The organism is Corallococcus sp. bb12-1, from assembly GCF_026626765.1.
GTDB lineage: Bacteria > Myxococcota > Myxococcia > Myxococcales > Myxococcaceae > Corallococcus > Corallococcus terminator.
Genome location: NZ_JAPNJZ010000018.1, coordinates 295,097 through 319,288, shown reverse-complemented (window position 1 = coordinate 319,288; position 24,192 = coordinate 295,097). Strand labels below are relative to the sequence as shown.

At 71.3% G+C, this 24,192-nt stretch carries 13 protein-coding genes; 10 read left to right on the top strand and 3 right to left on the bottom strand.

The genetic code is table 11. The features are described 5' to 3' along the window. The first annotated feature begins 51 nt into the window (after positions 1 to 51). Positions 52 to 6,843: a hypothetical protein gene (locus OV208_RS22025; protein WP_267575841.1), complete on the top strand. Its 6,792-nt coding sequence runs from the start codon at positions 52 to 54 to the stop codon at positions 6,841 to 6,843. A gap of 15 nt (positions 6,844 to 6,858) precedes the next feature. Here OV208_RS22025 and OV208_RS22020 read toward each other — a convergent pair whose 3' ends face one another. Beyond that, positions 6,859 to 7,722 carry a hypothetical protein gene (locus OV208_RS22020; RefSeq protein WP_267575840.1) on the bottom strand — a complete coding sequence of 288 codons (864 nt, stop codon included), beginning with the start codon at positions 7,720 to 7,722 and terminating at the stop codon, positions 6,859 to 6,861. A gap of 60 nt (positions 7,723 to 7,782) precedes the next feature. Here OV208_RS22020 and galU point away from each other — a divergent pair, with 60 nt between their 5' ends. From galU to def, 6 genes are all read left to right on the top strand, one after another. Then, positions 7,783 to 8,685, top strand: a complete 903-nt coding sequence (galU, locus tag OV208_RS22015) for a UTP--glucose-1-phosphate uridylyltransferase GalU (protein WP_267575839.1) — start codon at positions 7,783 to 7,785, stop codon at positions 8,683 to 8,685. Further along, positions 8,682 to 9,437: a hypothetical protein gene (locus tag OV208_RS22010; RefSeq protein WP_267575838.1), complete on the top strand. Its 756-nt coding sequence runs from the start codon at positions 8,682 to 8,684 to the stop codon at positions 9,435 to 9,437. Before galU ends, OV208_RS22010 begins: the two co-directional genes overlap by 4 nt. A 103-nt stretch (positions 9,438 to 9,540) precedes the next feature. Beyond that, entirely contained in the window at positions 9,541 to 10,149 is a 609-nt protein-coding gene (locus tag OV208_RS22005) for a glutathione S-transferase family protein (protein ID WP_267575837.1), read from the top strand. Between the two features lie 191 nt (positions 10,150 to 10,340). Beyond that, positions 10,341 to 12,734, top strand: coding sequence for a replication restart helicase PriA (priA, locus tag OV208_RS22000; protein ID WP_267575836.1), 2,394 nt, complete (start codon positions 10,341 to 10,343; stop codon positions 12,732 to 12,734). Positions 12,735 to 12,749: 15 nt separating this feature from the next. Further along, positions 12,750 to 18,410 carry a response regulator receiver protein gene (locus tag OV208_RS21995; RefSeq protein ID WP_267575835.1) on the top strand — a complete coding sequence of 1,887 codons (5,661 nt, stop codon included), beginning with the start codon at positions 12,750 to 12,752 and terminating at the stop codon, positions 18,408 to 18,410. Between the two features lie 52 nt (positions 18,411 to 18,462). Next, positions 18,463 to 18,990: a peptide deformylase gene (def, locus tag OV208_RS21990; protein ID WP_120543475.1), complete on the top strand. Its 528-nt coding sequence runs from the start codon at positions 18,463 to 18,465 to the stop codon at positions 18,988 to 18,990. Here the strand turns inward: def and nth are convergent. Next, the gene (gene nth, locus OV208_RS21985) at positions 18,987 to 19,733 is read right to left on the bottom strand and encodes an endonuclease III (RefSeq protein ID WP_267575834.1); all 747 of its coding nucleotides are present in this window, start codon (positions 19,731 to 19,733) and stop codon (positions 18,987 to 18,989) included. The two genes, def and nth, sit on opposite strands and share 4 nt — an antisense overlap. Between nth and ltaE the strand changes: the two genes are divergently transcribed. Together ltaE and OV208_RS21975 are read left to right on the top strand one after the other, a co-directional pair. Continuing rightward, on the top strand, positions 19,732 to 20,757 hold the full coding sequence (ltaE, locus tag OV208_RS21980) for a low-specificity L-threonine aldolase (RefSeq protein WP_267575833.1): 1,026 nt from the start codon (positions 19,732 to 19,734) through the stop codon (positions 20,755 to 20,757). The genes nth and ltaE overlap by 2 nt on opposite strands. 224 nt (positions 20,758 to 20,981) lie before the next feature. Beyond that, a complete protein-coding gene (locus tag OV208_RS21975) occupies positions 20,982 to 22,007 on the top strand; it encodes a M23 family metallopeptidase (protein WP_267575832.1) in 1,026 nt (341 codons plus the stop codon). Between the two features lie 28 nt (positions 22,008 to 22,035). Here the strand turns inward: OV208_RS21975 and OV208_RS21970 are convergent, their stop codons facing one another. Further along, on the bottom strand, positions 22,036 to 22,305 hold the full coding sequence (locus tag OV208_RS21970) for an HU family DNA-binding protein (protein WP_120535979.1): 270 nt from the start codon (positions 22,303 to 22,305) through the stop codon (positions 22,036 to 22,038). A gap of 324 nt (positions 22,306 to 22,629) precedes the next feature. Here OV208_RS21970 and OV208_RS21965 point away from each other — a divergent pair, with 324 nt between their 5' ends. Beyond that, positions 22,630 to 24,192 carry a hypothetical protein gene (locus OV208_RS21965; RefSeq protein WP_267575831.1) on the top strand — a complete coding sequence of 521 codons (1,563 nt, stop codon included), beginning with the start codon at positions 22,630 to 22,632 and terminating at the stop codon, positions 24,190 to 24,192.

Here is a 24,192-nt window from a genome sequence, read left to right as displayed (position 1 = left end):
TCTCTTCGCGGACCGGGATCGGCTCAGCGCGCAGAGGACGTGCACGGCGCGGTGGACGCGGTCTGCCGGGACGCCGCCCGCCTGCTTCGTGAGGGACAGGCTGCCCGGGCGTACTCCGGGCTGGTTGCTGCCAGCCGCTCGCTGCCGATGACGCCCAGACTGGCGGCCGCGTTGGTGCGGTGCGCGCTGAAGGCGGGCACGGAGCGCGCCGTCATCACCCTGCTGGACGCGGCGATGGTGACCGAGCGGGGCGCGGTGCGCCGCGAGGTCCGCCGGCAACTGTCGAGGGTGCTGCGTCGTACGGGCCAGGAGGCGCGCGCCGCAGCCGTGCTCAACGGGCTGCTGATGGATGCGCCTGACGACGCACGGGCCCGGTACGTGCTGGACGTGCTGCGCGAACGGCAGGCGAAGGCGAAGGGCGCGACGTCACAGCCGACGGCGGAGGAGGACGAAGAGTCCCGGACGAAGACCGTGGAGGTGTCCGCCCTGGCCCTGTCGGATCCAGAGCGTGGGAACACCGTGGTGGAAATGCCAACGGTGCCCGTCGAAGCGCAGGGCGCGTCGGCGAGGGCCGCGCGAGCGGACACGGTGCAGGTCCCTCTGGGCGAATGGGCGGGGCTGGGACGGGTGACGGTGCGAGGGCCGGACTTCCCCTGGGAGGATGAGGGGCCGGGCAAGGCGCGCGTGGTGACGCCTCCGCAAGGGGCTCGGATGCCGCCGACGGCGGTGTCCTCGGCCGGGAGCCAGCCTGTTGCTGGAGGCGATGCGGAGAGGGCGCGCTCGAAGTCGACGGCGGTGTCTTCGACCGGGGGGCAGCCTGTCGCTGGGAGCGATTCCGAGAAGGCGCGCGCGGCGTCCACGGCTCCGGTTGGAGGACCGTTTGCCTCCGTGGTCGAGAGGCTTGGGGGTGCGGCCTCGGATCCGCAGGAGTTCGAACGCGAGGACGCAGCGATGTCGTTCCGTTCGACGGATCTGCCGTTCGTGATGGCGGACACCGACCGACGCGTGAGCGAAGCCAAGGCGGAGCGGGAGCTGGCGTCTCCGGTGGTGGTCGGTGCGTCGGTGGCTGGAGCGCCCGCGACCGACCAGCCTGCTTCGGGTGTTCCGGCAACGGTCCAGTCGGTGGCGTCAAAGGATTCCCATGACGTGCCGCCAGCGGTTGTTGATGCGAAGGCGGGAACTGGAGATGCGCTGACGCCGGGCGCTCTTCGTTCCCTTGATGCAGACACGGCTCTGTTGTCGGAGTCGCCAGCACCACCCGCGGTTGGCTCTATGCCGATTGCGGCTGACACAGGGACGTCGACACTGGAGCAGGCGCCGTCTTCCCAGTTCGATGCAAAGCTCCCGGTGGAGCCTGTCTCCCAGGCGTCCGGAGAGAAGTCGGTGTCGCTGAGCGTGTCGTCGCCGGTAGAGCCGGTGCACGCGTCGGATGAGGCGCTTGCTGCGGCGCTGGGCGTGTCCTCACCTGTAGATGCGCCGCAGGCGTCCGATGCGAAGGCCGCTGTTGCACCAGGCGCGTCTTCACTGTCGTCCCCGGTGGAGATACCGCAGGCGTCTGATGCGAAGGCCGCTGTGTCTCTGGGCGCGTCGTCATCGGTGGATGCGCCGCAGGCGACCGATGAGAAGGCCGTTGTGGTGCTGGACGCATCGTCATCGGTGGATGCGCAGCCGGCGTCCGATGAGGAACTTGCTGCGGCACTGGGCGTGTCGTCCCCGGTGGAGATACCGCAGGCGCCCGATACGAAGGCTGCGGCCTCATTGAGCGATTTGCCGTCGATGGACGTGGCGCAAGCGTCCGACAAGAAGACTGCGGTAGCGCCGGACATGTCGCCGCCGCTGGAGGTGAAGCAGGCGTCCGATGAAAGCTCCGCTGCCGCGTCGGGCGCGTCGTCATCGGAGGATGCGCGGCAGACGTCCGATGAAGAACTCGCTGCGGCACTGGGCGTGTCGTCACCTGTTGAGGTGCCGCAGGCGTCCGGCGAGCCGCAGTCCGTAGCCGCATCGAGCGAGTCGTCCCTGGTGGAGATGACTCCATCGCGCGGCGAGGAGTCTGCGGTCGCATCGAGCGAGTCGTCCTCGCTGGAGGTGGCGCAGTCGTCTGCCGAGAAGTCCTCCGCAGCATCGGTTGAGTCGTCTCCACGGAACGTGGCGCAATCGCCAGGAGAGAAGTCCGCGGAAGCAGCGGGCGAGTCGCCACCGCTGGACGTGGCTTCGGCGTCCGGTGACAAGTCCGCAGGCCCGGGCGTGGCATCGCCAGTCGACAGGGTGCATCCACTCACTGCGGAAGCGGCGACATCGAGCGCGCCTTCGCCCATCGATGTGACGCAGGCGCAGGATGAGAAGCCCACAGCGGCATCGACTGTCGAGGTGACAGCCCAGGCGCCAGGCGAAAAGGCCGAGGCGTCGGGCGTGTCATCGCGGGTCGATGTGGCGCAAGCCCCCGCTGAAAAGCCCGCGCCGCCGAGTGCATCGTCCTTCGCGGCCACGCAGGCTCCCGATGGCCAGGTGGCGTTGGCTCCGGGTGTGTCGCTTCAGGGAGCGGAGGAGCACGCGATGGCGCCATCGCGCCCGGTGCACACAAGCACTCCGCAGTCGGATGCGGAGGTTCCTGCCAAGGATGCTTCCGCGGGACGCAAGCCTGCGCGGGTGATCGACTCCGTGCTGGTTCAGGGCGCTCCCTCGCACGCCTTCGATGAGGACGAGTCGACGTCGGAGATGATCCCTCCGCGTCCGCCCGAACCGGTCGTGACCGGTGAGCCCTCGAAGGCGGTGGATGCGGACAAGTCGAAGCCGCGTCCGCTCAGCGCGGTACTGGTGCCCGGCGCTCCGGCGATGGCGTTCGACGAGGAGGAGTCGACCTCGGAGGTCATTCCTCCCGCGAAGGCTGATGCGGAGAAGGACGCGGCCCCGTCGCCCCAGGCGCGCGACGAGAAATCCCGTGCACAGCCGTCAGCTTCCGCACCTCGGCGGACCACCGTGCTGGTGCCCGCCGCTTCGAATCCCGCTTTCGACGAGGAGGAATCGACCTCGGAAGTGATTCCTCCTCCAGGAGATGCGGCGCCGACGCCAGCGTCTACGCGCGACGCCGGCCGCCTTCCTCCCGTGAAGTCCGCTGGGAGTGGCGCCGACGTGGATCCGGGCGGCTCTTCCGCCGTGTCCTCGTCGGAAGAGGGCGCGGAGCTGGCTCGCTCGCAACGGGAGGAATCCCAGCTCATCGCGCGCCGTGCATGGCGTGAACTGGCCCAGCTCTACCTCAAGCGTGCCGACCGCGCGAAGGACGCCCCCGCGCGCGCCGAAGCCCTGACGCGGCTCGCGGAGGTGATGGAGAACGAACTCCAGGACTCCGCGGGCGCCGCGCGCATGTACCGGGAGATCGTCGAGCTGACCGGTGAGCGCACCGCCCTGCGTGAACAGGTTCGGCTGTTGTCCCTGCGCGAGGATGCGTCGCTCGTGCGCCGTGCACTCGATGACGCGATCAAGCGGGCGCGGACGTCCCGGGCCCGCGCCATCGCCCTGCTGACGCGAGGCGAGCGGCAGTTGAACATGGGCGCTCCCGCGAAGGCGCGCGAGGATCTGGAGGCGGCGGAGGCGCTCGTGCCGGGCCTGCTGCCGGTGCTCGCCGGGCTCGTGCGCTGCGTCTCCGACGAAGAGCGCCCCGCCCATACCGAGCGCCTGCGCGCCGCATGTGCCGCCGCGCCCCGCCGTGCTCCGGATCGCCTGGATGCGCTGAGGGTGCTCGCGCAGACGGCGGAGGAGTCGCTGGGAGATCTGCGCATCGCGCAGTGGGCCTGGGCCGAAGTGCTCGTGGAGAGCCCGGACAGCGAACAACCCCGGGAGCAACTGCTAGCGCTCGCGCGTCGGCTGGGGGATCTGCCCGCGCTCAGTCAGTTGCTGCACGCGCAGCTCGCGCGCGAACCTCGGGGGTCCGCTGCTCGCAAGGCGCACCTGGAGCGCGTGGCCACGCTGGAGGCCATGGGTGACGCGGGCGCGGCGCTGGCCGAACTCCGCCAGGCGGTGCGCTTCGAGCCAGGACACAAGGACGCGTGGCTGTTGCTCGCGGACCGCTGCACCGAACGCGAGCAGATGGGCGAGGCCGCCTGGGCGCTGGAGAACGCGGCCACCGCGACAGAGGACGACGAAGAGCGCCAGCGCATGTGGGAGCGGCTCGCGCTCTTCTGCCGCGAAGTGCTGCACAACACCGAGCGGGCCCGCACCTACGCACGCCGCGCCGAAAGCCTGCGCAAGTCCCGCGATGCGCGTGTCCGTCCGCCTCCGCCGGAACCCCCGCGTCCCGCGCCAGTTCCCGGTGTACCGCCGCCCTCGGTGCTCGTGGCTCCTCCGGTTCCCACGGGACGCGTCCCCGTCAAGGGCAAGGACCTGTCCGACGAGGTGACGTCCAACACCGACATCGGGTCGCTGGGCGCCGCCGAGGCGTCCCCGCCTGCCGCCGAGAAGCGCCCGGTCCAGGCGAAGGACGGTGCCGCCCGGAAGTCCGCGTCGGCTGGCGCGAACTCACCCTCCCCGAAGTCGGGACGCGGAACACCGGTCGTGGAGGAGGAAGCTCCGTCGGGAAGCCACGCGCCGGTCGCGGATGCAGGGACAAAGGGGCGCAAGGCTGGCGCGGTGAAGGCTCCGTCGGGAAGTCCCGCACCGGTTGAAGCTGCGGCAGGCGCGCGCAAGCCCGAGGCGGTGAAGGCTCCGTCAGCAAGCCACGCACCGGTTGAAGCTTCTCCAGGAGCGCGCAAGGCCGGAGGCGTGAAGGCCCCGTCGGGAAGCCACGTACCGGTGGAGTCAGCCACGGCGGCGCGCAGGTCCGGCGCGGGCAAGGCCTCGTCGGAAGGCCCACCCTCGCTCGCGGAGGCCGCACCGGGACCGAGCACTTCATCCCCCTCCTCGAAGTCCGCGCGCGGAAGCGCGAAGACCTCGGGGCAAGCTTCCGACACGGGCCTGCCCGTCCGCGGCTCCGCGTCGATGAGGGACGATGAAGCTCCGGGTCCCGCGACCGGTCCCAATCCGCGCGCTCCCGCGTCCCCACCCAAGGAGCGGACGACGGCCTTCGGTGCCCCCCTCTCGCTCGATTCCGAGCCCGTGCCCCCGCAGGCCCTGGGTGCAGCTCCCACGCCTTCCGCTGTCTCGCGCAAGGCCGCCGCGTCCGCCCCCGCCTCACGAGACCCGTTCCCCGCGACGCCCAAGGCCCGCGCATCCTCCCGAGCCGACAGCACTCGCCAACCGCCTGCCGCGCCTCCCTCACATCCCTGGGATGACGAAGTAGAGGAGGACCTTGCTCCCGCCGCCCCGCCGCCCGTGGCCAGCCGGAGCGCCAACGCCGAAGCGAACGCCCGGAGCGCGGCCCCCGAAGGCGCGACCAGCGCCCGCTCCACCCGGCCCCCGAGCCCCGAAGCCGGTGGCACCCAGGTCCGCGAAGCCGTCTCCTCCGGCCGTCCGGAGCGCGCCCCCCGGGCCGGTCACGCCCCCCGGGCCCCTCTGTCCGCCAGTGGCGTGGAGCCCCCCGCCGCGGCTGCCCGGGCCCCGCTGTCCGGCAGCGGCGTGGAGCCGCCCTCCTCGCCCCGTGCGCCGGCCGCTCCCTCCCGTCCCGCTCCACCGCCGCCCCCTGTGCGCCCGCGCGGTGTCTTTGATGGGCCCTCGCTCGACCAGATTCCCGACGAGGACGAGGACTCGGAGGAACTGGGTGGCGGGCCCGTGGAGGCCACGAGCGTCATCGCGTGGGAAGCCCCTCCCGGCCGCATGGACCCGGTGCGCCGCATCCACCGCGCCGGCCGTCCCGAAGGCACCATGTCCGGCCCGGCCCCCGTGCGCGCCACGGGCCCGTCACGTCCGGGCGTCGGCGGCGCGGAGACCCGCGAAACGCCGCTCGTCCCGGAGCCAGCGCCTCCCACCGAATCCACCTCCGCCGAACCGCTCGTCTTCAAGCTCGTGCGCGAGCGTCCGCTCGACCCGAAGCCGTACCGGGGCCTCGTCGAACACTTCGACCAGCGCAAGGACGTCACCCGCGCCGCGCTGATGCGCGAACTCGCGGATGCGCTCGAAGGCCGCGACATCTCCGCCCCCCGCGTCCAGCGCGGACCGCTCTCCAGCCAGGAGCGCGCCGGCCTGCGCCACCCGGGCCTGCGCACCCCGGCCGGTGAGCTGCTCGCCTGCGTGGGCATCGCGCTGTGCCGCCTGTTCCCGTCCCCGACGCGCATCGCCAGCGCATCGGAGCCCCTGCGCGCCAACGCCGGTCCCGGAGCCCCCGCCGTCCTGGACGCGCTGCACACCGTCGCGCGGCTGCTCGGCGTGCCCCTGCCGGAGCTCATCGCGGGCGACGACGACACGTCGAACATCACCCCGGTGCACATCACCGTCCCGCGCCTCGTCGTGGGCCGGCAGCTCGTCCAGCAGCCCCCGTCCGTCGCGGAGCTGCGCTTCCACGCCGGACGCGCCCTGTTCTCCATGTCGCCGGACCTGCTCGCCCTGCGCGCCCTGCGCAAGGACCACCTGCTGCGCGCGCTCGCGCTGCTGTCCTCCGTCCTCAAGGACCCCAAGGGCGCCGGCGACGATGCCCGCGTGGTGCGCGAAGCCCTGTCCCCCAAGGCCCTGGAGCGCGCCTCCGCCCTGATGGAGCCCGGCACCCGCGACTTCGACGCGAGCCTGCTGTCCGCCGCCGCCCGGGACTCCGCCAACCGCGCGGGCCTCGTCGCCTGCGGTGGCCCCGGACCCGCGCTCACCGCGCTGCGCGCCCGCCGGCCCCACGATTCGGAGCTGGAGGAACTGGTCCGCTTCGCCGCCTCCGAGCGCTACCTCGCCCTGCGCGACCCGAATGACGCGGGCCGCGCCGGCCGCTGAAGCAGCGCTTCGCCCTCAGTTCACCGAGACCCGCAGGGTCATCACCACCAGGCGCCCGTTCACACCGCCCAGGTCGTGCTGGTACGCGACGTCCACGCCACCGCCACCGGGCGACAGGAAGCCCAGGCCCGCGGTCAGCCGCGAAATCTTCTGGAAGCCGTCGTACGTGTAGCCCACGCGCACCGGCAGCACCTGGTTCAGGATGTACTCCGCGCCGCCGTTGTACGTGAGCACCGTGGAGTCGCGCGTCTCGAAGTCGCCGCGGATGTCCGCCGCCAGCACCAGCGCCTGCCCTACGTAGGCCAGGTGCGCGGAGTAGTAGCGCGTCAGCTCCACGTTCTCCGTGTCGATGAGGTTGTGCCCCGACACGCCCACCGTCACCTGTTCGCCCAGCCGCACCAACAGGCCCGCGTCCAGCGTGATGGAGTTCGCGAAGCGCGACTGACCATTGAGCCGCAGGTAGCGCCCCGACATGCCGATGAGCAGCGACTGGCTGAGGGGAATCGCGCCGCCCAGCGTGCTCAGGTTCGCCGACGTGCGGCTGCCCCCGCGCCCCAGGCTCAGCCAGTGGTAGTCCACCCCCAGCGCCAGCCGGCCACTGCTGGAGTCCGCCATGCTGATGCCCAGGAAACCCTGCTTGTTGCGCGGGTCGTACGCCCCCGTCCCCTCGATGCGGTAGGCCGGGTACAGCGCCATCGCCGCTGGATTGCCCTGGAGTGCATCCGCACCCAGCCCCGTGGCCCGGAAGGCGCTGCCCATGCCCAGGGCCCGGGCGTTGGCCAGGTTGCGCAGCTCCTCCGCCGGTTCAGCGGCCCGGACGACGGCGGGAATCACGGACAGCGTCAACGACAGGGCGACAACGATGGCACGGAGCGGCATGGCGCCCGGGAATCTATCCGGCTTGCTGGGGTTCTGGGCCACCAATAGATTCCCCGCCCCATGTCCTCTTCCGACACGAAGGCAGCGAAGCTCATCCGCAAGTGCGTCATCCCCGCCGCTGGCCTGGGCACCCGTTTCCTGCCGGCGACGAAAGCCGTGCCCAAGGAGATGTTGCCCATCGTCGACACGCCCACCCTCCAGTACATCGTGGAGGAGGCTGTCGCCGCCGGCATCGAGGATGTCGTCGTCATCAACGGCCGGGGCAAGTCCTCCATCGAGGATCACTTCGACATCGGCTTCGAGCTGGAAACCACCATGCGCGCGCGCGGCAAGACGGCGGAGGCCGACAAGCTGCGCGCCATCGCGAACCTTGTGCGCATCATCAGCGTCCGCCAGAAGGAGCCGCTGGGCCTGGGCCACGCGGTGCTGTGCGCCAAGAGCGTCATCGGCAACGAGCCCTTCGGCGTCCTGCTGGGCGACGACATCATCGACGCGGAGGAGCCCGGCATCGGGCAGCTCGCGCGCGTCTACCAGCAGCACCAGAAGGCCGTCATCGCGCTCATGGAGGTGCCCGACAGCGAGACGCACATGTACGGCATCGCCGCGGGCAAGGACCTGGGCAACGGCGTCATTCAAATCGACCACGTGGTGGAGAAGCCCAAGAAGGGCACCGCGCCGTCGAACCTGGCCGTGATTGGCCGCTACGTGCTGCCGCCGTCCATCTTCCCCATCCTGGAGAAGCAGACCACCGGCGTGGGCGGGGAGATCCAGCTCACGGACGGCCTGGCCACCCTCCAGAAGACCGAAGGTCTGCTGGGCTACAAGTTCCAGGGGCAGCGCTACGACGCCGGCGACAAGGTGGGTTACCTGAAGGCGAACATCGCCTATGCGCTCAAGCGCCCCGACCTGCGCGGAGGACTCCTGGAGTACATGCGCGAGGTCGTCAAGACGGAGAAGCCGTGAAGCGTTTCATCGCAGTGTCCGTGGTCCTCGCCTCCCTCACCGCCGGTGCCTATGTGCTGCCCGGCGGCTCCATCCTCCGGCGCATGGCCAATGCGCGTGAGGAGAAGCGGCTGTCCGCCTTCCGCGTGGAAGGCTCCGTCATCTTCTCCTCCACCGCGGTGCCGGAGGCGGGCGCCGTCCTCAACGTCCCCACCGAACGCCCGGATCTCCAGGGCGACGGCGTGCTGTCGGTGAAGATTCCGGGCCGCTGCCGCTTCGACGTCAGCTCACCCGAAAGCAGCAACAAGGCCGCGACGGTGCAGGTCTCCGGCAGGAAGCGCGTGGAGGGCAAGGAACTGCCCGCCGTCTCCGTGCTCGTCGCGCAGGTGTGCGCCATCCTCGCGCAGGACGCGGGCAGCGTGCAGGACACCAAGCTGGCCCTGGAGGCGTACCTCCAGGGGCTGGGCATCGACACGAAGCGCACCTCGCTGGCGCGCTTCGGCGGGGATGTGGCGTACGTGCTGGGAGACCCCGCCGAGGGCAAGCCCCAGTTCTGGGTCTACAAGGACGCCTTCCGGGCCGCGCGCGTGCGCTACACCGACACCGCCGGCACCGCATGGGACGTGCGCTTCGTGGACTACACGGCGCCGGCCACGGGGGACTGGATGCCGCGCACGGTGGAGGTCTGGCGCGCCGGCCAGCGCGTGGTGCGCTTCACGGCGCTCAAGGCGGACAACCGCTCCGCGGTGTCGGACAAGCTCTTCACGCCGTAGCGCGTCACCTTCTGAATCGCTTGCGGTGGGCGGGGCTCGCGGTGAGAGTCCCGCCCATTCCAAGGCCGGGATGAACCCGGCTCCTGGCGCGGAGGCGATTCACATGAAGGTCTACGGCAACCTGATGAGCACGTGTAGCCGCAAGGTCATGATGGTCCTGGCGGAGAAGAACCGCGAGGTCGAGTTCACCAACATCGAGCTGACGAAGGGCGAGCAGAAGACGCCCGAGCACATCGCGCGTCAGCCCTTTGGTGTGGTGCCCGTGCTGGAGACGGACGACGGCTTCCAGATGTACGAGTCGCGCGCCATCATCCGCTACCTGGACCGCACCCTGCCGGGCACGTCGCTGACCCCGACGGATGCCAAGGCCTACGCGCTCATGGAGCAGTACATGAGCGTGGAGAGCTCCTACTTCTCCCCCGCGGCGATGAAGGTCGTGATGGAGCGCTTCCGGGGCACCAACGACGAGGCCAACATCGCCAAGGGCCGCGAGGGCATGAAGAAGCCCCTGGAGGTCATCAACGCGGTGCTGGCGAAGCAGCCCTTCCTCGCGGGCAACGACTTCACGCTCGCGGAGGTCACCTGGGCCCCGTACGTGGACTACGTCATCGCCGTGGGCGAGCAGGCGGTCCTCGGCGAGTACAAGAACGTGATGGCCTGGTGGGAGCGCGTGAGCAGCCGCCCGTCATTCAAGAAGGCCACCGGCCGCTAGTCCGCACGCACGTCCCCTTCCTCCGCGTCGTTTGAAAGCAGTGACAGGGCCTCTTCCGCACGCCTCCGGGGTGTGGAAGGGGCCCTTCGCTTTCCGGACGAAATCAAGGGGCATGTCAGACGCCCCGGGCACAGTGGATCCCGGGTGCAGGACGGGCGGGGTGGGGGAGTCGGGCGGCAAGAGGGCGGCACATGGAACAGGAGAACTTCGCGCTGGGCGGTGTTCCGGGGACGGACGGGGAGGTTTCCTCTCGCGGTTCCATCCCGCTGCGGACGCGCCGTACGGATGTGGGAAGGGAACTGTCGTTGGGGGAGCGCGCCGCTACAGTGCGCCCCGTCGTGAGCGCCACCCCCGCCCTCCTTGCGTCCGTCGCCGTCGGCCGCCCCGTGCGCGGGGAGTTCACCTACCTGGTCCCCGAAGCGCTCGCCGGCAACCTGGCCCCGGGTCAGCGCGTGCTCGTGCCCTTCGGACGCGGCATGGCGCTGGGCTTCTACCTGGGGCCCGCGAACGCGCCCGTGGAGGGCGGCGTCCGGCTCAAGCCCATCCAGCGCGTGCTGGAGGATTCGCCGTCCCTGCCCAAGGACCTCATCGCGCTCCTGCGCTTCGCGGCCGAGCACTACCGCCACCCGCTGGGCGAGGTCATCCGGGGCGCGCTGCCGCCGGGCCTCTCCACCGCGGTGGATGAGAAGGCGGCGAAGGCGGACGTGCAGCACTTCGCGGAGGCGGTCGTCACGGAGGTCCCGCCGCAGCTCAACCGGGCCCCCGCGCAGGCCGCCGCGCTCCAGTACCTGCTGGCGGTGGGCGGACGCGCGCAACTGGAGGAGGTGGCGCACGCCATCCCCGGTGCGCGCGAGACGCTCAAGAAGCTGGCGGCGCGCGGGATGGTGAGGCTGGTGGAGGTGGTGCTGGAGCCCGGCGTGCGCGAGGGCCTTGTCCAGGGCCGTCCGGACCGGCTCACCCCGGAGCAGGACGTGGCGGTGCGCGAGCTCCAGGGCGCGGTGGACACCGGGGGCTTCCAGCCGTACCTCCTGCACGGCGTCACCGGCAGCGGCAAGACGGAGGTGTACCTGCGCGCGGTGGAGCACGCGCTGTCGCAGGGCAAGGGCAGCCTCGTGCTGGTGCCGGAGATTGCGTTGACGCCGCAGCTCGTGGGGCGCTTCCGCAGCCGCTTCGGTGGGGACGTGGCGGTGCTGCACTCGGGGTTGAAGGACCGGGAGCGGCTGTTCCACTGGCAGGCCCTGCGCAAGGGCACGGTGAAGATCGCTGTCGGTGTTCGCTCGGCGGTGTTCGCGCCGGTGGAGGACCTGGGGCTCATCGTCGTGGACGAGGAGCACGACCCGTCCTTCAAGCAGGACGAGAAGCTGCGCTATCAGGCGCGCGACCTCGCGGTGGTGCGCGGCAAGCAGGCCGGCGCGGTGGTGGTGCTGGGTTCGGCCACGCCCGCGCTGGAGACGCTCCAGAACGCGCGCGCGGGTCGCTACAAGTTGCTGGAGCTGAAGAGCCGCGTGGATGACCGGCCCATGCCCACCATCAGCCTGGTGGACCTGCGCGTGGAGCGTCCGCGCGAGGGGCAGGTGACGGAAGAGGCGCCCATCCTGAGCCCGCAGATGCTCCAGGCGATGGAGGAGACGGTGGCCAAGGGGCAACAGGTCATCCTGTTCCTCAACCGCCGGGGCCACAGCACCATCCTTTTGTGCGAGGTGTGCGGCCTGTCACTCAAGTGCCACGACTGCGACGTGTGCATGACGCACCACCAGTCCCAGAACCGGGTGGTGTGCCACTACTGCGGCGTGGCGTTCCCGGTGCCCAACAGTTGCCGGGAGTGCACGGGCCCGCTGCTCAAGCTGGGCATTGGCACCGAGCGCGTGGAAGCGGAGGTCTCCGAAAGACTCCCGGGTGCGCGCGTGGCGCGGTTGGACCGGGACTCGGCCACGAGCGCGGAGCGGCTGACGGAGCTGTTGGCGTCGTTCGCCCGGCGGGAAATCGACGTGCTGGTGGGCACGCAGATGGTGGCCAAGGGGCACGACTTCCCGGGCGTGACGCTGGTGTGCGTGGTGATGGCGGACACGTCGCTGGCGATTCCCGACTTCCGCGCCTCCGAGCGCACCTTCCACCTGTTGACCCAGGTGGCGGGGCGGGCGGGGCGCGGCAAGGACCCGGGCAGGGTGTTGGTGCAGACCTACAACCCGGACGCGGAGCCGGTGAAGCGGATGCTGGCGCACGACTTCGACGGGTTCGCGAAGCAGGAGCTGGAGTGGCGCAAGGCGCTGGCCTACCCGCCCTTCGCGCGCATGGCGGCCGTCCGGCTGGAAGGGGAGCACCCCGAGCAGACGGCGGGCGTGGCCCGCTTCCTGGGAAACCTGGTGGGTCGGCACATGCCGCCGGCCTCGGCGGGGGTGCGCCTGCTGGGGCCGGCCCTGGCGCCCATCGCCCGAATCCGGGGCAAGACGCGCTGGCAGCTCCTCCTGAAGGCGCCGACGCATGCGGCGCTTGCCCCATTGCTCGCCCGGTTGGAAGCGGCCCTGGCGGATGTGCCGTCTGGCGTGAGGGTCGTCATCGACGTGGATCCCGGGGCCATGATGTAGAGTGTCCGCCCCCCCATGGGCGCCTCGGTCCTCCTCGTACACGACGACATCGCCACCATCGCCGCCGTACGGCGATTGCTGTCCCGCGAAGGCCACGAGGTCATCCTCGCCACTTCCGCCGCGGACGCGCTCATCGCCTTCGGGCACCACCTGCCGGAACTCATCGTGCTCGCCCCCGGAGTGGAGAGCGGGCGCGGGCGCGTGGTGCTGGAGGAACTGGTCCAACATCCGGAGGGCCACAAGGCGCGGGTGCTGCTCTTGAGTGAAGCCATCGAAGGCTTCAGCGCTCCGGTGGCGCCGCTGCCCCTGGACGGCCCCAGCTTCGTGACGTTGGTGGACACGTTGATCCGCGCTCCGGCGGAGGCGGATGGCTGGCGCGTGGTGGAGAACCGGACGCTGGCGGAGCCCGCGCGCGGAAGCGGGCCCGGTTCGGACGAGAAGTGGCATGCGACGACGGCGCACGCGGTGGGCGGAGACCCGGCGCTGGCCAACGCGCTGTTCGGGGACCTGGCGCCGCTGAACCAGACGGACTGGGAAGTGGCGGCGATGACGCGCGAGGAGCGCAGCGCGCACGTCGTCCACAAGCAGCGCGAGCACAGCACGCACCTGGCGATGAACGCCGCGCTGGAGCAGGCGCACCTGGAGGTGGAAGCGGAGGCGATGGCGTCCATCGACTCGGCGCTCTCGGTGGGGACGTCGTCGTCTGGCGCGTCGTCGGCCTGGGAGGACGGGTCGTCGGGGGCGGACACCGGGGAGGCGTGGGGCGAGGGCGAGGGTGAGTCGGACGCGGACTCCGGACAGGCATGGGATGCCCCGCGAGCGGATGCGACGGCGGCGTTTCCTCCGGCGCCCGAAGGACGGACCCTGCAGGAGCGTTCAACGCTGCGCTTCCCGTTCCCGAACGAGGTGGTGCCGCGCGCGGACGTGAAGTCGGTGGAGGCGGATCCGCTGGCGGTCACGGAGGATTTCGACGCGGAGCTGCGGGCGGACGCGGAGCGCTTGTCCCGGGAGCAGGAGTCGGAGGAAGGGCTTCCGGCGGGGAAGCTCGCGTTCCGTGAGGAGCATCTCACTCCGCCGGGGCTGCGGCCGGTGAAGCCCGCGCCAAGGCTGGGGGACGAGGACTTCTTCAACGTCGATTCGGACGACGCCCCGGATGCGGCGACGGAGGGGAAGCGCTCCGCGCGAGAGGGCGCGGCGCCGCTGGCCTGGACGGAGCTGGCACCGGATCCCGAACTGGAAGCGCGCCGCACGGCTTCGGCCGGTGGGTCTTCTTCGGCGGATGCGTTCGACGAGACGGACTTCGGCGGTGTCGCGGACGACGTGGCGAAGGAAGAACGGGCCGCCGCGGCCGGGGCATCCAATGCGTCGGGCGACGACGACGCGGCAGCGGATCCGAGCGGGGAGGCTGACGGCGACGATGCGGCAGCGGATCCGACGGAGGAGGAGCTGGCCGCCGCGGGCCTGTCGAACTGGGACGTGCTGGAGGCGGAACTCAAGGCGTCCGCGGAGGCTCGGGAGCAGGGGGCGGGTGGGGAGGCCGACGACGAAGTCGCGGAGGAGTCCCGGGCGACCGCCGCGCCGGTGAATCCGGTGGGCGCGGACTGGTTCGATTCAGAGACGGTGGATGAGGACGCGAAGACCGGGGAGGGTGCCAGGCCCCTCTCGTGGTCGGAGCCGGAGTCGCGGGACGCCGCGAAGTCACCTTCGGATGACAAGGCAGGGACGCGCGAAGCGGCGAGTGGTGACGTCGCGCGCCCGGGCGGCGAAACGAAGTCGGGCAAGGCGACCTCCGAAGCGGTGTCGGACGTTGCGGCGCCGGAGAGCGGCACCGCGTCCCGTGCGGGTGGATGGGATGCGAGTCGCACGGTCCCGGTTTCATCGACCCCGAAGCAGGGAGGGCTCCTCTGGTCGAACAGGGCGCGTCCTGCGAGCCAGGAGCCTGTCGTTCCCGCAGCGAAGGCCGCGGAGTCCGATTCGAAGTCGCAGTCCCGGCTGAATCCGGACTCCGATGCGGATGCGGGTCCGAAGGATGCGTCCGGGTCGAAGCAGGGCGATGCGGGCTCGAAGTCGCAGGCCGCGCTGAATCAGGGCGCTGGGGCCGAGCCTGATTCGAAATCGCAAGCCAGCGCGAAGCAGGCTGCCGGTTCGAAGGATGAGTCCCAGTCGGACTCGGAGTTGGAAGTCGAACTCGAATCGCTGCGCGAAGAACTCGCGCAGGCGTACGCCCTCATCCAGGAGGCGGAGGCCCGTGCGGCGGACGCGGAGTCCCTGGCCGAAGCGGAGCAGACGCTTCGCATCGAGTTGGAGGAGCGCGTCGAGAGCGAAGCGCGGGCGCGCGAGGACGCCCGGCTCGAAGCGGACGCGGAGGTCGAGGCCCGCAGCTCCGTGGAGGTGCGCGCCGAAGCGGAGGTCCACGCCCGTGCTCGCGCTGAGTCCCTGCTGAAGCAGGCCTCGGCGGCCCACGCGGATTCAGAAGTCCGAGCGGTGTCCGCGACGCAGGCCCTGGCGGAGGTGGAAGCCCGGCTCGCGTCCGAAGCCGGTGGTCGGGTGGACGCCGAATCGCGAGCGGATGCGGAAGAGCGTGCCCGCCGCGAAGCCGAGGCGCTCGCGGAGATGGCGCGGCTCGAACTCGCCGAGCTCGAGAAGCGCATCGCCACGGAGGTCCAGGCGCGCGAGGAGGCCGAACGCCTCGCACTCCAGGAGACCCAGGCCCGCGCGGAGGCCGAAGCCCACGCCGAACTGGAACAGGCGGCCCGCACCGACGCGGAAGCCCGAGCGGAAGCCGAGACCGAAGCGCGAATCGCCGCGGAAGCCCGTGCCGAAGCCGAGGCCGAAGCGCGCCTCGTCGCGGAAGCCCGGGCGGAGGCCGAAGCCACGGCCCGCGAGGAAGCCCGTCGGCGAGCGGAGACCGAAGCCGACGCCCGTCACGAAATTGAGACCCGTGACGGCAAGGACGCCGCGCTCCGAGCGGACCTGGAGGCCCGGCGTTCCGAGGCCGAAGCCCGGGCCGACACGGAAGCGAAGGCGAGGGTCGCCGCTGAAGCGAAGGTGAAGCACTCCGTGCAGGCGCTGTCGCTGGTGGAGGTGCGAGCGCACCAACTGGGCCAGTCACTGTCCCAGTCCGAAGCGAAGGCGAAGCAGACCGCCCAGGCGCTGGCCCAGGCGGAAGGCCGCATCCAGCAGGCCGAGCAGGCCCTGGCGCAGGCCGAAGCGAAAGCGAAGCAGTCCGCCCAGACGCAGGCGCAGTTGGAAGCGCGGGCCCAGCAACTGGCGCAGGTGCTGTTGCAGGGCGAAGCGAAGACCCGGCAGTCCGCCCAGGCGCTGGCGCAGGCGGAAGGCCGGGCCACGCAGGCCGAGGAGTCCCGAGCCAGTGCCGAAGCCCGGGCGGAACTGGCCGAAGCGGCCCGGCAGCAACTCGAAGCCACCGTCGCGAAGTCGGGAGAGGCCCTGGCGGACGCGGAAGCGCGGGCCGCGCAGGCCGAGGAAGCGCTGACCCAGGCCCACGCCCGGGCGGAACAGTCCGAGGAGCTCCACAAGCGGACCGAAGCGCAGTTCGCGGAGACCCTGGGCCAGGCCAACGCCCGGATGGAGCAGCTCAAGCAGGCGCGACAGCGGGCCGAGGCGAAGGCCGCCCAACCCGCCGAGGCCCTGGTCCAGGCGGAAGCCCGCGCGGAGCAACAGACGCGCGCCCTGAAACAGGCCGAAGCGAAGGCGGAGCGTTCCGCCGAAGCACTGCTCCAGTCCGAAGCGCGAGTGAACGAGCTGTCGGAGACCGTGAAGCGCGCCGAAGCGCGGGCCCTCGAAGTCGAGCAAGCCGGCGCCGAACAACTCGCGCGGGCGAAGGCCCAGGCGGAATCCCAATCCGCTCAGCATCAGCAGGCAAGGGCCGAAGCCGAGACCCGCATCGAGCAACTGACGAAGGCAGGGACCGAAGCCGAGACCCGCATCGAGCAGCTCACGAGTGCAAGGTCCGAAGCCGAGGCCCGCATCGAGCAGCTCACGAAGGCCCAGGCCGAAGCGCAGGCCCGAGCGGATCAGCTCACGCAGTCACTGGTCCAGGCGGAGTCCCGCGCCGAGCAGTCCACCCACGCCCAGACCGATGCGACCAGCCGCGCGGAGGAACTCGCGCGGGCCCAGGCTGAAGCGCAGGCCCGCGTGGCCCAGGCCGAACAGGCCCTGAAGGACATGGAGGCCCGGGCCCTCCAGGCCGAACAGAAGGCCACCGAAGCCACCGCGAAGGCCACGGCCGAAGGCCGTCACCGCACCGTGTTGGAGGTCCGCCTCGAATCCGAGGCCCGGACGCGCAAGGACATCGAGACGCGCATCGAGAGCGAGTCCCAGGCCCGCACCGTCGCGGAATCCCGCCTCGCCACCGAAACCCAGACGCGCGCCGAAGCGGAAGCCCGCCTCCAGTCGGAGTCCGCCGCGCTCACCCAGGCCCGCGACACCCTCAAGGCCCAGCTCGAACAACTCCGCGAGGAGCTCACCCGCGAGCGCGAAGCCCGCGTGAAGCTGGAAGCGGACGCCGTCGAACAGCGCCTCCAGACCGACCGCGAGCGCGAACAGTTGGAGGCCCGCGCGCAGCGGGACGCGGAGGACGCCGTGGCGCAGGCCCGTGCCGCGCTCATCCCGCTTGAATCGCCGGGCCGCCCGGAGATGGCGGTGGCGCGCAGTGGCAGCCTCACGCAGGAGGGGCTCGCGCGCCTCGTGCTGCGCCTGTGCGACGCGCGCATGGAAGTGCGCCTGGAACTCAAGGTGATGAACGCCCTTCGCGTGCTGTGGCTGCGCGACGGCACGCTGGTGGGCGCCGCGTCCTCGGCGCAGGGCGAATCCCTCATCGACCGGGCCCGCGCGGATGGGCTCATCGACGCGCGCCAGGAAGCCGAGCTGCGGTTGGTGCGCAGCGCCACCACGGGCACGCTCCTGGAGGCCCTGCGCGGTCGCGGCTACGTGCGCGAAGCCGAATCCGTCCCGCTGGTGCAGCGCTACACCGAACAGGTCTTCCTGGACGCGCTCGCGGAACCCTCCACGTTGTACCGGCTGGTGCAGGAGCCCGCGCCCCACGAGGTCGCGCTCGCCGCCGCCACCCGCCCACCGCTGCACCTGCTGGTCGAAGGCCTGCGCAACACCCTCACCGCGGAGTCGCTGCTGGACGCGGCGGGCTCGCTGCGCGCCCACGTGTCGCGGGGCGATGCGCACATGGCCCCGGCGGACTTCGGGCTCTCCGGGCGCGAACTCCAGCTCCTCCAGGGCGTGGACGGAGAGCGCACGCTGGAGATGCTGCTCCTGAGCGCGGGGCTGCCCCAGGACGGGGCGCTCAAGACGCTCGCCGTGGCCAGGACGCTGGGCCTCATCGTGCTGCACCCTCCGACGGACGACGCCATGGGGGACCTGCCCCCGGAGCTGGATGTGCACCGCCTGGAGGCCAAGTTCGAGGAGATCCAGGAGGCGGACTACTTCACGGTGCTGGGGCTCGCGCGTTCGGCCGGCAGCGAGGAGGTCAAGCGGGCGTATGCCCTCCTGGCGGCCGAGTTCCACCCCCTGCGTTTCGCGGGCCACCCGGACCCCGCGCTCCAACACCGCGCCCAGCAGATTCGCGCGGTGCTGACGGAGGCCGCCCGGGCGCTCGGGGATGACCGGCTGCGGGGCGAGTACGCACGTAATCTGCTCGACTGACGCCCCCTGGGGACGGTTGCCCGGCGCGGTCCGGTGGGGTTAAGAGTCCCCCATGGTTCGCGAGATTCTCATCTGGCCCGACCCCATCCTGAAGCAGAAGGCCCGGCCCGTGGTGAAGGTGGACGACAAGGTCCGCGCGTTGGTGAAGGACATGTTCGAGACGATGTACGCCGCCGAAGGCGTGGGCCTCGCCGCCCCGCAGGTGGGCGTGCTCCAGCGCATCATCGTCCTGGACACCCGGCCGCAGCAGCCGGACATGAAGCCCCTGGCGATGATCAACCCGGAGTTCGTCTCGCTCGAAGGGGAGACGACCTACACGGAAGGCTGCCTGTCCATCCCCGGCGAGGCCGAGGACGTGGACCGCGCCGCCGTCGCCACGGTGCGCTACCTGGACGAGGACGGCCAGGAGCAGACGCTGCGCTGTGACGGTCTGCTGGCCATCGCCGTGCAGCACGAGGCGGACCACCTGGACGGCACCGTCTTCGTGGACCACGTCTCCTCGCTCAAGCGCGGGCTCATCCGCAAGCGGATGCTGAAGCACAAGGCGTCGCGCGACCAGGGCGCCCCGGCGTCCGCTTAGGCCTTCGCGGAGGCGGCCACGCCCTTCTTCGGGCAGCGCGCCGCCACCGTGCAGGAGCCGCAATCCGGCGAGCGCGCGAAGCACGTGCGCCGCCCATGCCACACGAGCAGCTGATGCCCCAGGGTCCACCGCTCCCGGGGCAGCAGTGCTTGCAGGTCCTTCTCAACTTTGTCGGGATCCTCGTGGGTCGTGAGGCCCATCCGGTACGCCAGCCGCTTCACGTGCGTGTCCACGGGGAAGGCCGCGTCGCCGCCCAGGTGGATGCACACCACGCCCGCGGTCTTGAGGCCCACGCCCGGCAATTGCGCCAACGTGTCGCGCACCAGGGGCACCTGTCCTGAGTGCTCGGCGACGAGCGTGCGCGCCGTGGCGACGATGTTCCTGGCCTTCGCGCGGTAGAGCCCGCAGGTGCGGATGAAGGGCTCCACGTCGGTGGCCTCCACGCCAGCGTACGCGGCCGCGTCGGGGAAGCGGGCGAACAGGGCAGGGGTCACCAGGTTGACGCGCTTGTCGGTGCACTGGGCGGACAGGATGACGGCGACCAGCAATTCCAGCGGGGTGCGGTAGTCCAGCTCGATGCGGGCGTCCGGCATGGCCGCCTCCAGACCGTCCAGGATCGCCACCGCGCGCTGCCGCTTCTCCGCCACTGTCTCTCGCCGGGCCACGCGGGCGTTGTATGTCAGGGGAAGGCCCGGCCCAAGCGCGCAGGACGGCCCCCCTTTTCTTGAAGCGAGGAGAACCATGAAGCCCATCGACTTCCGCTCCGACACCGTGACGAAGCCCACGCCCGCCATGCGGCGCCTCATCGCCGACGCGGAGGTGGGGGACGACGTATACGGCGAGGACCCCACGGTGCGCCGGCTGGAGGAGCGGGTGGCCGAGCGGCTCGGGTTGGAGGCCGCCGTCTTCGTCCCCACGGGCACGCAGGCGAATCAGATCGCCATCGGCGCGCACTGCCGCACGGGCGACGAGGTGCTCACGGAAGAGGGCAGCCACATCCTGCACTACGAGGGCGGCGCAGTGCCGGCGCTCTGGGGCGTGCAGCCGGCGGCGCTGCCGGGAGAGCGGGGCCTGCTGACGCCACAGACGGTGACGGCGGCGGTGCGCGAGGACAACATCCACAACCCGCGCACGCGCCTCTTGTCGCTGGAGAACACGCACAACCGGGGCGGCGGCACGGTGTGGCCGGTGGAGCGCTTCCGGGCGGTGGTGGAGGCGGGGCGCAAGGCGGGGCTCGCGGTGCACCTGGACGGAGCGCGGCTGTTCAACGCGGAGGTGGCGGCGGGGAAGCCCGCGTCCGCGTGGGCGTCGCTGACGGACTCCACGTCGGTGTGTTTCTCGAAGGGGCTGGGGGCGCCGGTGGGCTCGGCGCTGGCGGGAAGGGCGGACGTCATCCGCGAGGCGCGGCGGCTGCGCAAGCGGCTGGGCGGAGGCATGCGGCAGGCAGGCATCCTCGCGGCGGCGGCGCTGTACGCGCTGGAGCACCACGTGGAGCGACTGGCCGAGGACCACGCCAATGCGCGTCGGCTGGCGCAGGGGCTCTCCCAGGTCCCGGGAGTGACAGTGGACCTGTCGAGGGTGGAGACGAACATGGTGTTCGCGGACCTCGTGAGGCCCGCGGCGGAGGCGTCCGCGCTGCTCCTGAAGCAGGGCGTCCTGGCCAACCCCACGGGCCCCCACTCCATCCGCCTCGTGTGCCACCTGGACGTGTCCACGGCGGACATCGACGACGCCCTGGCGCGAATCCGGAACGCCTTCGCCAGCTGACAGCGGGGCAGGGGAGCTTGAAGCGCGCCAGCGGACACTCGCCTGGGACTTCAGGACCCCCTCGCGGGGCCACGCGACCCGTGAGGTCCTCTCCCGTCAGTCCCCGGGTGGACCTCGACCGCCCCGTACCGGGTGCGGACCGCACGCACCGGTCCCCACCCACGCGGATGATCCGCCTGCCTGAAACAGGTGCCGTGGCCGGTGCATGGTAGGCTCGCCGAGCCGTGCGCCGACCCGCCGTCCTCGCCCTGCTGGCCCTCTCTGCTTGCGCGACGCCGCGAGCGGAGAAGATGAGCTTTGAGGAGCTGTACGCGACCTCGGGCAACGGTGCCTCCTTCAGCGAATCCTCGCCCTTCCTCCCGCACGAGCCGGAACACGCCCGGGGCCCGCTGGCCCCCGAACGTTCCGCCGAACTCGACGCCGCGCTCACGTCCTTCACGGACAAGGCCCGCGCCTACCGCGAGAAGGTCCAGCGCGGCGCCGTGATGCCCTCAGAACAGGCGCGGAACTGGGCGGAGATGAACGCGGCCCTGGACGCCTTCCTGTCCCGCCCCGTGGAGCACACGGACAGCCGCGACCTGACGCGCGCCCGGGGCGTCATGGAGGCCGAACTGGAGCAGGACGCGCGCCTCTACGGCGACATGCCCGGTCCGCTCGCGGAAGCCGTGGTGCTGCGCGTGGGCCGCCTCATCGTGCGCGCGTCCACGCTGCGCCGCTGGGAGCACCCGCCCGAACCCTCCGGCCCCCCGCGCCTCGCCTGGCCCGTGGAGCCGGTCACCATCACCAGCCTCTACGGCGAGCGCTGGCACCCCATCACCGGCCAGCTCCGCCGCCACCTGGGCGTGGACCTCGCGGCCCGCCGGGGCCAGGTCGTCAGCGTCGCGCAAAGGGGCGTCGTCCTCCGGGCCGGCTGGAACGGCGACCATGGCCAGCAGGTGGAGGTGCAGCACGACGGCCAGTGGGTCACCCGCTACAGCCACCTGTCCCAGGTGCTGGTGACGACCGGTGAGGTGCTGGCGAGCGGGGATGCGGTCGGGCTCGCGGGGGACACGGGCCTGGCGACCGGTGTCCACGTCCACTTCGAGCTCTGGCACGACGGCAGCTCCCTGGACCCGCTGGAGGCGCTCGTCACGCCCGAAAGCTCCCCGGAAGCTCCCCAGGAGGAGCGGCCCGTGGCCCGGCAACTGCCGGAAGCTCCCGCCCTCACGTCCCAGGGGCGTCACCCGAGTGCGACGGGTTCGCGCCCCTGAGGGGGACGGTCCTGCTTTTGCTGCCCGACTACAGCGAGTTCTTCAGCTCCTTGGCGGGCCGGAAGCCGACCGTCTTCGACGCCTTGAGCTTCATCATCTCGTTGGTCTGCGGGTTGCGGATCTTCCGCGCCTTGCGCGAGCGCAGCGACCAGGTGCCGAACCCCGGGTAGCTGAAGCGCGTGTCCTTCTTCACCGCCTTGCCGATGTTGTTGAAGACGATGTCGAGGATCTGGGCGGCGGACTTCTTCGTGAGCCTCGACTGCGCAGCCACCACCTCCACGAGCTCTGCCTTGGTCATGACACCCCTCCCTCTTGCGTTGTCTGGCGTTGAACGAGCGGATGGCGGAGGTAACAAATCGAGGTTTCGACTGTCAATGCGCCACCCGCTCCGAGGCCGGAAATCCGGCCTCCGGATGAAAACTGGGCTTCGGAAAACACACCCGGTAGAGAGAGGGAGGATCGCATCTTTTGATACATCCTCACACCCCCTCTTCGTCAGAAAGGGGGAATGATCGCGTGATGATCGATTGCGGATGAAAGTCTTTGGAAAATCGATCACTTGGCAACGGGTCCTGATCCAGTTCCAGCAGGGCGCCGTCGAGGGGCTAGAGTGCCTGCCCGCGTGCCATCCCGACTCCTGCCCTGGTTCCTGGTCCTGGTGTGTGCCTGCTCGAAGCCGGCGCTGAAGCCGATGGCCCCGGGCGAGCTCTGGGTGGACGCGTCCGTGGCGGCGGGAGGCGACGGCACCCGGGAGCGCCCCCTGCGCTCCCTCGCCGAGGCCCTGACCCGTCCCGGCCCCCTCCACGTGCACCTGGCCGCCGGCCGCCACGAAGGCCCCTTCCGGCTCCCGGGGGGCACCCGGCTCGTGGGCGAGGGTCCCTCCACGGTGCTGACGGCCCCGCCGCACCCGGGTCCGGGCGTGGTGGAGACCGGAGCCGAGGCCTCCCTGGAGTCCCTGGCGGTGGAAGGGGGCGGCTGGGGCCTGGAGGTCGCGGGAGCGGTGAGCGGCGTGAACGTCGTGTTCCGGGGACAGTCGCAGGGTGCGGTCCGGGTGCGCGCCGGGCGCCTCGAAGGACGGGGCCTGCGGTTCGAAGCCGAGGGGGCCACCCGGGAACAGGAGGGCACCGCGTGCTCCCCCCTGGGCCCCTCCGCCATGTCGGTCCAACACCCACGTCCGGGTCCCTCCGTTCAGCCCGCCACCCCGCCCATTCCCCCGGTCGCGGTGGGCGTGCTCGTGGAGGCCCGGAGCGGGGATATCCCCGCGCCCACCCTGGTCCTCCGGGACAGCGTGTTCATGGGGCCCTACGACCGGGGGGTGCGACTTCGGGGTGGGGCCACGGTCCGGTTGGAGGGCGTGTGCTTCCAGGGACCCCGGATGGCGCTGAGCCAGGAAGGCGGCGTGGCGGAGGTGGAGCGGGCAGGGGTGTCGGAAGGCGCGGGGCCGGCGTTCCTGTCGGTGGACGGCACGCTGAAGCTGGTGGACGTGCGGGTCCAGGGACACGAGTACGGCCTGACGACGAACGGGGCCCGGGTGTCGGTGCGGGGTTTCACCTCGGAGCACGCCACGCGAGCCGGCCTGGGGCTCACGACGACGACCGGCCTGCTGGAGGACGTGGTCGTGAAGGACGCGGGCACCTACGGCGCACTGCAGTTCACGAACTCGGACCTGGAGGTCCGGCGCTTCCGGCTGGAGGGCTCGCGGGAGTACGGCGTGGTGGCGGTGCAGGGGCGCTTGCGCCTGCGCGACGGACGCATCCTCGGTGTGAGCACGGCGGACGGCATCGCGGGGGACGGGCTCCACCTGCGCCAGGTGGAGGCGGACGTGGAAGCCGTCACCGTCCAGGGCGCGAAGGGCACCTGCGTACTGGCGGCGCAGCGGGCCCGGGTGTCGCTTCGCGGCGCTCGGCTCCTGTCGTGCGGACTCGCGGCATTGTCGGTGGACGCGAAGGCCACCGTGGAGGCCCGGGACATCGAATCCCACGGCGCCGGAGAGTCCGTGCTGCTGGCAATCGAAGAGGGACAGCTTCGGGTGGAAGGCCTCACCGTGAAGGACGCCCGGAGCCCGCTGGTGTCCGCCGACTGCGAGGGCCAGACGCGCGTCCGGCTCACGCGGATTGACGCAAGCTCCACGCGCGGCCTGGACGCGTCCTGTGTCCAGGTGGAAGCGGGAACCCGGCCTCCCTGA

What these genes read in the sequence shown, in the direction of transcription:
- OV208_RS22020 (WP_267575840.1), bottom strand. Translation starts at nt 7,722, where the DNA reads ATGCCGCTCCGTGCCATCGTTGTCGCCCTGTCGTTGACGCTGTCCGTG.
- galU (WP_267575839.1), top strand. Translation starts at nt 7,783, where the DNA reads ATGTCCTCTTCCGACACGAAGGCAGCGAAGCTCATCCGCAAGTGCGTC.
- OV208_RS22005 (WP_267575837.1), top strand. Translation starts at nt 9,541, where the DNA reads ATGAAGGTCTACGGCAACCTGATGAGCACGTGTAGCCGCAAGGTCATG.
- priA (WP_267575836.1), top strand. Translation starts at nt 10,341, where the DNA reads ATGGAACAGGAGAACTTCGCGCTGGGCGGTGTTCCGGGGACGGACGGG.
- OV208_RS21995 (WP_267575835.1), top strand. Translation starts at nt 12,750, where the DNA reads ATGGGCGCCTCGGTCCTCCTCGTACACGACGACATCGCCACCATCGCC.
- def (WP_120543475.1), top strand. Translation starts at nt 18,463, where the DNA reads ATGGTTCGCGAGATTCTCATCTGGCCCGACCCCATCCTGAAGCAGAAG.
- ltaE (WP_267575833.1), top strand. Translation starts at nt 19,732, where the DNA reads ATGAAGCCCATCGACTTCCGCTCCGACACCGTGACGAAGCCCACGCCC.
- nth (WP_267575834.1), bottom strand. Translation starts at nt 19,733, where the DNA reads ATGGTTCTCCTCGCTTCAAGAAAAGGGGGGCCGTCCTGCGCGCTTGGG.
- OV208_RS21970 (WP_120535979.1), bottom strand. Translation starts at nt 22,305, where the DNA reads ATGACCAAGGCAGAGCTCGTGGAGGTGGTGGCTGCGCAGTCGAGGCTC.